Below are 9,990 nucleotides of genomic sequence, written 5' to 3'. Positions count from 1 at the left end.
TGCCATCACCTCGGTGTTCGCCGTCCAGTTCCGCCACGATGAGCAGTTCGCCGCCGGCAGCGTCGTCCTGACCACCCTGCTGAGCATCCTGTTCCTGCCGCTGTGTGCGCTTGCACTTACGATGTTCTGATGCCCTCTCAGGCGCTTCGCGCCAGATTCCCCTTTTTGTCGCTTGCGCGACATCTTCCCCCGGCCGGGGGAAATCTTTCCTCAAAGGAGTAAAAACCATGTCCGATATTACCATCCGCAACGCCGCCTTAGCCGATGCGCCCCGCATTCTGGAGATCTATGCCTACTACGTCGAGCACACGGTCATCACCTTCGAGTACGATGTGCCGTCACTGGCCGAGTTCGAGGGCCGGATGCGGGACATCATGCAGAAGTACCCCTACCTCGTCATCGAGCGGGACGGCCGCATCGAGGGCTACGCCTACGCCCACGCCTTCGTGGGCCGCGCGGCCTACGACTGGGCCGCTGAGCTGACCATCTACCTCGACCACGATGCCCGGCGCGGCGGACTGGGCCGTACCCTCTACGAGACACTGGCTGACCGGCTCAAGGGGATGGGCGTCCTGAACCTCTACGCCCGCATCGGCTACCCGCAGAAAGAGGACGAATACCTCACAAAAAACAGTGCCCAGTTCCACGCCCATCTTGGCTTCACCCTCGCGGGCACCTTCCACAACTGCGGCTACAAGTTCGGCCGCTGGTACGATATGGTCTGTATGGAGAAGATCATCGGCGAGCACAAGCCCGACCAGCCGGATGTCGTGCCGTATCCGTATTGACCCCAAACCAAAAAGCAGGTGCATCCAATCGGGTGCACCTGCTTTTTTGCTTTATTTGTTCTCCATCTGCTCCTTATGGTATTGCAGCGTATACAGCTGATAATACCGGCCATGGGCGGCGAGAAGCTGTTGATGGGTGCCCTGCTCAAGTATTTTGCCGTGAGACAGGACGATGATATTGTCCGCGTGCTGGATGGTGGAGAGGCGGTGGGCCACGATGAGCATGGTGCCCACGCTCCGCATCTTTTCGAGGGAGTCCTGAATGAGCAGCTCCGTCTCGGTGTCGATGTTGGCGGTGGCCTCGTCCAGTATCATAACGCTGGGCTTATGGAGGATGGTGCGGGCAAAGCTGAGCAGCTGGCGCTGGCCCGCCGAGAAGTTGTTGCCCCGCTCCCGCACCTCCTCGTCAAGGCCGTGCTCCAGCTTGTCGATGAAGTGGTCAGCGTTGACGTACCGGCAGACCTTCATGATCTCGTCGTCAGAGATATTCTCTTCCCGCAGGACGATGTTGCTGCGGATGGTGCCCGAGAAGAGGAACACATCCTGCAGCATCTGGCCGAAGTGGCGGCGGAGGGAGGAGATCTTGATCTTCCGGATGTCGATGCCGTCGATCAAAATTTCGCCCTTCTGGAACTCGTAATTGCGGCAGATGAGAGAGAGGATGGTGCTCTTTCCCGAACCGGTGGAGCCGACGAAGGCCACCGTCTGGCGCGGCTCGACATGGAAGGAGACGCCCTGCAGCACCCACTCGCCGGGGACGTAGCTGAACCAGACGTCGCGGAACTCGATGTCCCCCTTCACCTCGTCCAGTTCGATGGCATCGGGGGCGTCGGTCATCTGGGGCTGGATGTCCATGATGGAAAAGACCTTCTCCGAGGACGCCAGCGCCGACTGCAGCCAGTTGAACTGCTCGGCGAGGTTCTGGATGGGGGTGAAGAACTTGGAGATGTACATATAAAAGGTGACGATGGTGCCGCTGGAAATGGTCTGCCCGAGGAAAGAAACATGGTCCAGATGGCCCATGCCGCCCAGATAGAACAGGCAGAGGATGGAGCTGATGTACAGCATATACACCAGCGGGCGGAAGACGCCGAAGACGAAGATCTGCTCCTGCGTGGCCTTGGCGAGGGTCTGGCTCTTCTGGCGGAACTCCTCCATCTTCTCGTCCTCGCGGCCAAAGATCTGGGTGACCTTGATGCCCGAGAGGTTCTCGGAAAGATAGGTATTGATGTCGGTGGTGGCGTCCTTCACCTTGCGGTAGGCACGGCGGGAGAACTTGCGGAAGATGACCGTGAAGAGGAGGATGAAGGGCACGAAGCAGAGCACCATCAGAGTCAGGGCGTAGTTCAGACAGAGCATCGCCGCCAGAATGCCCAAAATGACGAAGGCGTTCTTGGTCAGGTTGACCAAGAGGTTGGTGAACATCATGGAGATGGCGTTGGTGTCGTTGGTCACACGAGTGACCAGCTTGCCCACCGGGATGTCGTTCAGCTGGCCATGGGAAAGGGACTCGATGTGGGTAAAGAGGTCTTCGCGCAGGTCGGAGATGATGCGCTGGCCCACCCGTTGCAGGATGACCGCCTGCAAATAGGTGCTGCCCATCGAAAAGACCAGCACACCCCCATAGACGGCCACGCTGACGTAGAGGCTCCGGAGCGCGAAATCGCCCCCTACAAGCTCTTCGATATAGCCCACGATGAGGGGCGAGGCGATGTCATAGGCGATGGAGAAGAGGACGAGAAAGCCCACCACGATGAACTGGTTCCGATAGGGCTTGGCGTAGCCGAAGAGGCGGCGTAAAATCTCGCCGTCGGCCATGCTGCGCTCGAAGCCCATGGAGGTCTTCTTATCCTTGACGCAGACGTAGGCGATGAGCAGCAGCACCGACACGGTGCCGATGACGCCCCCCACCAGAAGAAGCGGATTCAGACTCATCATGCGTTGCCACCTCCCGCTTCGTCCTCAAGCTTCTGCAGATCGACCATCCTGCGGTACTCCGGGCAGGAGGCATAGAGCTGGTCGTGGGGGCCGACGGCCTCCACTCTGCCGTCCTCGAGGAAAACGATCTTGTCCAGTCCTTCCACCGTCGAAATGCGGTGGGCGATGAGCAGGGTGGTCTTTCCGGCCCGGCTCTTTTTCAGGTTGTCCAGAATGATCTTCTCCGTCCGGGTGTCCACCGCAGAGACGGAGTCATCGAGGATCAGGATGGGCGCGTCCTTCAGCAGGGCACGAGCGATGGAGATGCGCTGCTTCTGGCCGCCCGAGACGGTGACGCCGCGCTCGCCGAGGACGGTCTCATAGCCGTCCTTGAAATCCACGATGTTGTCCCGGACGTCAGCGAGACGGGCCGCCCGCTCGATGTCCTCCGGAGAGGCTTCGTCCACACCGAAGGCGATGTTGTGGGCGATGGTGTCCGAGAAGAGGAAGTTGTCCTGCGGGACATAGGCGCAGGCCTGTCGCACCGAGCGGATGGAAACGCGGTTGACGTCCTTTCCATCCACAAAGAGGGTGCCGTCAGGCACATTGTAGGTGCGGAGAAGCAGGTCCACCAGCGCCGTCTTGCCTGCGCCGGTCTTGCCCACGATGCCCACGCTCTCGCCGGGGGCGACGGTGAAGGAGATGTCCTTCAGCACATCGAACTCACCATCGGGGTAGCGGAAGGTCAGGCCGCGGAACTCGATGCCTCCCTTCGGGGATTCGAGGTCGGGCACGCCGTCCCGGTCGGCCACATCAATGGGGGCGTCCAGCAGCTCGGTGATGCGGTTGAGGGAGGCCTTGCCGCGGGAGGTCTTCTCGATGAGCATCGAGATGGCCATAATGGGCCAGACGATGGCCTCAAAGTAGCCGATGTACTCCACCAGCTGGCCCGCGTTGAAATTGCCCTTGTAGACGAGGAAGCCGCCGTAGCCAAGGATGACGCAGACCACCGACTCCACGAAGAACGTCACCAATACTTCAAGTAACACCGAGATGCGGGTATACTCCACGTTGACCTCTTCGTTTTCTTTATTGAGCTTCCGGAAGGCGATCAGCTCCTTCAGCTCCTTGACGAAGGCCTTGATGACCGCAATGCCGGAGAAATTCTCCTGCGCAAAGTCGGACAGAGCCGAGAACGCCTGCTGGCGCTTCTCCCACGTTCTGGTCATGGTCTTGCCCATTACCGTTCCGATGGCGAACATAAACGCCGCCGGGATGAGGGCCAGCAGGGTCAGGCGGGTGTCCATCCGCCACATTTTATAAAGGGCCAGCAGACCCAGCACCAGCGCGTCGAAAAACATCAGGATGCCATCGCCGAAGCACTCCTGAATGGTGTCGAGGTCGTTGGTGTAGAGGCTCATGAGGTTGCCGACCTTATTCACCTGATAATACTGCTGCGACAGGCGGCGGCTGTGGTCGAACATCCGCTCCCGCAGGTCGGCCTGCACCCGGATGCTGGTGCCGAAGAAGCAGATACGCCACAGAAAGCGCCCCACCACCATGAACAGCACGATCCAGACCATGGGCAGGCAGATGTGCTGGAAGAGCACCTCTCGGGTAAAGGGCATCGTTTCGCCCTTCACCACCACCTGCCCGAGGTTGACGCCGTTGATGACCAGCCGGTAGAGCTGGGGCACCAGCAGCTGGATATAATCCACCATCAGCAGCGACAGGATGCCCAGCAGCAGCGTGGGCGCATGGCGCAGGTAATAGCGGTTGATGTACTTGCCGAAGATCACTGTTTTTCCCTCCTTTTCCCAGAGCACAGAGGCGAGCCGACGCCCGCGGGCAGAACTCCCGCAGGCGGTCAACCCGCCTCTGTTTGTTGCACGACAGCCCCAGTATACGGCCCGGGACACAGAGTTGTCAACATCTGCTGCCGGAAATGTTGAAAAAAAGCCATCGTCGTGCATCACTGCACAAACGATGGCTTCATGTTGGAGCGGCCGACGAGGCTCGAACTCGCTACCTCCACCTTGGCAAGGTGGCGCTCTACCAGATGAGCTACGGCCGCAGATCCGGTGCAGCACTGCACCGTTTGGGGATGCCTCCGATCGGAATCGAACCAATGACACGGGGATTTTCAGTCCCCTGCTCTACCGACTGAGCTACAGAGGCGCACCGGACGATGATTATTATACCTGAAATTTCGATTTTGTAAAGGGGTAAATGCAAAATTTTTTGAGAATTTTTGAATTTTCTTTATTTTTGCCGTGCCATCGACCAAAATAAGACAGACTTTTTCGGCGGCTTTGGGAGGGTAGGAGGAAAGGAGCAGAATGAGAAAGAAGAATTGACATTGGCTACAACCTATGGTTTAATGAAAAGGAATGACAAAAATCGCTTTTTTCCCGACAAGGGGAGATATATACCTATATATAGCAAAAGCGTTTGAGACGGCCCCGCAGCAGACCATTCCGGGGCCGGGAGGAGCAGCATGGCAAAAAAACAGGAATATGGCAACGAAAGCATTACCTCGCTGAAGGGCGCGGACCGTGTGCGCAAGCGCCCGGCCGTCATCTTTGGTTCGGACGGCGTGGAGGGCTGCGCACACTCCATCTTCGAGATCGTCTCGAACTCCATCGACGAGGCCCGCGACGGCCACGGCGACACCATCAACGTCACCCGCTGCAAGGATGGCAGCGTCATCGTCGAGGACTTTGGCCGCGGTATGCCCGTGGACTGGAACAAGGGCGAAGAGCGCTACAACTGGGAGCTGCTTTTCTGCGAGATGTACGCAGGCGGCAAGTACGGCGAGGGGGAGGATAACTACGAATTCAGCCTCGGCCTGAACGGTCTGGGACTCTGCGCCACCCAGTACGCCTCGGCATGGATGACCGCAGACATCTACCGCGACGGCTTCCACTATCATCTCGACTTCCAGAAGGGCGAGAATGTGGGCGGCCTGCACAAAGAGCCGTTCAAGGGACGCCGCACCGGCAGCATCATCCACTGGAAGCCGGACGACGAGGTCTTTACCGACATCGACGTGCCCGGCAGCTACTACAAGGATGTTCTCCGCCGTCAGGCCGTCGTCAACGCGGGCCTGACCCTCAACTTCACCGATGAGAAGGAGAAAGACCCGGCCACCGGCAAGCCTTGGAAGGAGAGCTGGTGCTACGAGCACGGCATCGCCGACTACGTCGCTGAGACGGCGGGCGAAGACAGCCTGACCCCGGTGTTCAGCTGCGAGAGCGAGGCCACCGGCCGCGACCGGGACGACCAGCCCGAATATAAGGTGAAGATGAGCGCGGCGTTCTGCTTCTCCAACAAGGTGCAGATGTTGGAGTATTACCACAACTCGTCCTGGCTCGAGCACGGCGGCAGCCCGGAGCACGCCGTCCGCACGGCCTTTGTCTACCAGATCAACAAGTATCTCAAGGACAAGAACCTCTATAAGAAGGGCGAGAGCGCCATCAGCTTTCAGGATGTGCAGGACTGTCTGGTCTACGTCTCGTCCAGCTTCTCCACCCGCACCAGCTACGAGAACCAGACCAAGAAGGCCATCACCAACAAGTTCGTCTCGCAGGCCATGACCGACTTCCTCAAGCACTATCTGGAGGTCTACTTCCTCGAAAAGCCCGACGAGGCCCAGAAGATCTGCCAGCAGGTGCTGGTCAACAAACAGAGCCGTGAGCACGCCGAAAAGACGCGCCAGAGCATCAAAAAGACCCTCACGACCCAGATCGATCTCGCCAACCGGGTGCAGAAGTTCGTGGACTGCCGTACCAAGGACGCTTCCCGCCGGGAGCTGTATATCGTGGAGGGCGACTCGGCTATGGGCGCGGTCAAGACCAGCCGCGACAGCGAATATCAGGCCATCATGCCCATCCGAGGCAAGATCCTGAACTGCCTCAAGGCCGATTATGCCCGCATCTTCAAGTCGGACGTTATCGTGGATCTCATCAAGGTCATGGGCTGCGGCGTCGAGCTGGGCGGCAAGCACAATAAGGAGCTGGCCACCTTCAACCTCGACAACCTCCGCTTCAACAAGATCGTCATCTGTACCGATGCCGATGTGGACGGCTACCAGATCCGCACGCTGGTGCTCACCATGCTCTACCGGCTGACCCCCACCCTCATCAACGAGGGCTATGTCTATATCGCAGAGTCGCCGCTGTACGAGATCACGACAAAAGACCGTACCTATTTTGCCTACACCGAGCCGGAGAAGGCCACCTTCCTCGAGGAGATCGGCGACAAGAAATACACCATCCAGCGCTCGAAAGGTCTGGGCGAGAACGACCCTGAGATGATGTGGCTGACCACCATGAATCCCGAGAGCCGCCGCCTTATCAAGGTGATGCCCACTGACGTGGAGCGCACCGCGCAGGTGTTCGACATCCTGCTGGGCGACAACCTCGCCGGACGCAAGGAGCATATCGCCCAGCACGGCGCGGAGTATCTGGATGATCTGGATGTGTCTTAAAGAGGATAGAAAATGGCAAAGAAATCAAGCAAAAAGACCCTGAAGCCTGTCCGCCCCCAGCTGGGCGAGGGCGTCGAAATACTGAACGCTGGCAGCGTGCTGGAAGACCCTATCACCCGCACGCTGGAAACGAACTATATGCCCTACGCTATGAGCGTCATCGTCAGCCGCGCCCTGCCGGAGATCGACGGTTTCAAGCCCGCCCACCGCAAGCTGCTGTATACGATGTATGAGATGGGCCTCATCAAGGGCGCCCGCACCAAGTCGGCCAATATCGTGGGCAGCACCATGCACCTCAACCCCCACGGCGACGCCGCCATCTACGACACGATGGTGCGCATGGGCCGGGGCAACGAGAGCCTGCTGGTGCCCTTCGTGGACAGCAAGGGCAACTTCGGCAAGGCCTACAGCCGGGATATGTCCTGCGCCGCAGCCCGCTACACCGAAGCCAAGCTGGAAAGCGTCTGCGAAGAGCTGTTCCGGGACATCGACAAGGAGACGGTGGACTTCGTGCCCAACTACGACGGCACCACCACCGAGCCGACCCTGCTGCCCGTGACCTTCCCCACCATTCTGGCCAACAATACGCTGGGCATCGCCGTCGGCATGGCCTGCAACATCTGCTCCTTCAATCTGGCGGAGCTGTGCAACACCACCATCGCCCTCATGAAGGACGCCGGCCACGACATCGCCACCACCATGCCCGCCCCAGATTTCGTGGGCGGCGGTCAGATCTTATACGACGAAGCCCAGATGCGGGACATCTTCGAGAATGGCCGGGGCAGCGTGAAGGTACGCGCCCGCTACGCCGCTGTGCCGGGCGAAAATATGATCGAGATCACCCAGATCCCGCCCACCACCACGGTGGAAGCCATCATGGATAAGATCGCCGAGCTGGTCAAGACGGGCAAGGTCAAGGAGATCAGCGATATGCGCGACGAGACCGATCTGAACGGCCTCAAGCTCACCCTCGACCTCAAGCGGGGCGTGGACGCGGACAAGCTGATGGCCAAGCTCTTCAAGGCCACCCCGCTGGAAGACAGCTTCAGCTGCAACTTCAACATCCTCGTCTCAGGCCAGCCCCGGGTCATGGGCGTGCGGGAGATCTTGCAGGAGTGGACGGCCTTCCGGATGGAGTGCGTCCGCCGCCGCACCTACTACGACCTCCACGGCAAGGAAAAGCGCCTCCACCTGCTCAAGGGTCTGGCGGCGATTTTGATGGACATCGACAAGGCCATCCACATCATCCGCACCACGGAGGAGGAGACGGAGGTCGTGCCCAACCTGATGATCGGCTTTGGCATCGACGAAGTACAGGCCGACTATGTGGCGGAGATCAAGCTGCGCCATCTCAACCGGGAATATATCCTCAAGCGCACCGGCGAGATCGAGCAGCTGGAAGCCGACATCGCCGACCTGAACGACATCCTCGCAAAGCCCGCCCGCATCCGCAGGATTATCATCAAGGAGCTGGGCGACGTGGCAAAGAAGTACGGCCAGCCCCGCCGCAGCGAGATCCTGTACGACCTGCCCGAGGAAGAGGGCGGCGCCGAAGAAGAGGCCGTGCCGGATTATCCCGTCACCGTCTTCTTCACCCGCGAGGGCTACCTGAAGAAGATCCCGCCCCAGAGTCTCCGCACAGCCGGTGCCCACAAGCTCAAGGAGGGCGACGAGATCATCCGGCAGGTGGAGACGCGGAACAATGTGGAAGCGCTTTTCTTCACCGACCGGCAGCAGGTGTACAAGGTGCGTCTGGCGGAGCTGGAAGACGGCAAGGTGGCCCAGATGGGCATTTATCTGCCGGGCCGGCTGGGTATGGACGAGGGCGAAGCCATCCTCTCGATGGTCATCACCTCCGACTACAGCGGGCAGATGCTCTTCTTCTTTGCCAGCGGCAAGTGCGCGAAGATCCCGCTCAGCTCCTACGCCACCAAACAGAACCGCCGCAAGCTGCTGAAAGCCTACTGCGACAAGGAGCCGCTGGCGGCGATGCTCTTCCTCCCGGAGGAGACGGAGCTTGCCATCCGCACCAGTGCGGGCCGGATGCTGCTGGTCAGCACGGCGCAGATCGCCGCCAAGGCCACCCGCGACAGTCAGGGCGTGGCGGTCGTGACCCTGAAAAAGAACCAGACCATCGCCTCCGTCGTCCCGGCGGATACGCTGGAGCTGGCCAACCCCCACCGCTACCGCGTCCGCAGCCTGCCTGCGACCGGTGCGCTCATCCGGGCGGAGGATGAAGGGGAGCAGATGACGCTGCTGTGATTTTATAATTTATAAGATAAACGGGTTCGCGCGCTGGTGGCGCGGGGCAGAGCGCTCTTACGCTAGGTTAATGTTCTCTTTTGCGTGCCAAAAGAGAACCAGAAAAGCACCAGCGATTTCGACGCGCTGGATCCACGAGAAAGGGACTGCTCGCCCCTTTCAGACCCCGAAGGAGAAGTCGAAACGGAAAAAAGCTAGCCGCTTCGCTAAACGCTTTTTTCTCGTTTCTCCGACTTGCTGCTTCGCAGCTGGTGTTACGCCCTTGCAGGGCGTGAAGTTCAGCGGCGACGTGAAATCTTCGGCGGAGCCGTAAATAGGAGAAGCACAAAAAAATGCGCAACAGCGACGACCGCCGCCTGCGGCGGATACAGGGAGGAGCTGTTGGGGCCGCGGTCAGCAGGACACGAGTGCCGCTCAAGGCACGAAGTGGACGCTGGGCACCGCAACCCGTCTTAGCGAAGCGGCTAGCATTTTTGGGCTTCGACTTCCTCTTTGGAATTGTTAAGGGCGAGCAGCCCTTAACTCGTTGCGGGG

At 59.6% G+C, this 9,990-nt stretch carries 5 protein-coding genes and 2 tRNA genes; 3 read left to right on the top strand and 4 right to left on the bottom strand.

The genetic code is table 11. From position 1 onward, the window contains the following. The first annotated feature begins 227 nt into the window (after positions 1-227). Positions 228-788: a GNAT family N-acetyltransferase gene (locus tag ACT8X9_RS11335; RefSeq protein WP_444269058.1), complete on the top strand. Its 561-nt coding sequence runs from the start codon at positions 228-230 to the stop codon at positions 786-788. A 51-nt stretch (positions 789-839) separates the two neighbouring features. Here ACT8X9_RS11335 and ACT8X9_RS11330 read toward each other — a convergent pair whose 3' ends face one another. From ACT8X9_RS11330 to ACT8X9_RS11315, 4 genes are all read right to left on the bottom strand, one after another. Beyond that, entirely contained in the window at positions 840-2,726 is a 1,887-nt protein-coding gene (locus ACT8X9_RS11330) for an ABC transporter ATP-binding protein (protein WP_444269057.1), read from the bottom strand. Beyond that, entirely contained in the window at positions 2,723-4,504 is a 1,782-nt protein-coding gene (locus ACT8X9_RS11325; RefSeq protein WP_444269056.1) for an ABC transporter ATP-binding protein, read from the bottom strand. Before ACT8X9_RS11325 ends, ACT8X9_RS11330 begins: the two co-directional genes overlap by 4 nt. Before the next feature lie 199 nt (positions 4,505-4,703). Continuing rightward, positions 4,704-4,779: transfer RNA gene (locus ACT8X9_RS11320), tRNA-Gly, on the bottom strand. A 31-nt stretch (positions 4,780-4,810) separates the two neighbouring features. Next, positions 4,811-4,883: transfer RNA gene (locus tag ACT8X9_RS11315), tRNA-Phe, on the bottom strand. Positions 4,884-5,202: 319 nt separating this feature from the next. Here ACT8X9_RS11315 and ACT8X9_RS11310 point away from each other — a divergent pair. Both ACT8X9_RS11310 and ACT8X9_RS11305 read left to right on the top strand, forming a co-directional pair. Beyond that, entirely contained in the window at positions 5,203-7,194 is a 1,992-nt protein-coding gene (locus ACT8X9_RS11310) for a DNA gyrase/topoisomerase IV subunit B (RefSeq protein ID WP_227621923.1), read from the top strand. Between the two features lie 12 nt (positions 7,195-7,206). Further along, the gene (locus ACT8X9_RS11305; protein WP_227621922.1) at positions 7,207-9,456 is read left to right on the top strand and encodes a DNA gyrase subunit A; all 2,250 of its coding nucleotides are present in this window, start codon (positions 7,207-7,209) and stop codon (positions 9,454-9,456) included. Positions 9,457-9,990: the final 534 nt, after the last annotated feature.

This window comes from Faecalibacterium sp., from assembly GCF_052358865.1.
GTDB classification, from domain to species: Bacteria; Bacillota; Clostridia; order Oscillospirales; family Ruminococcaceae; genus Faecalibacterium; species Faecalibacterium butyricigenerans.
Note: the sequence above shows the minus strand (reverse complement) of the source record. Positions and strands in the feature narration are given on the sequence as shown.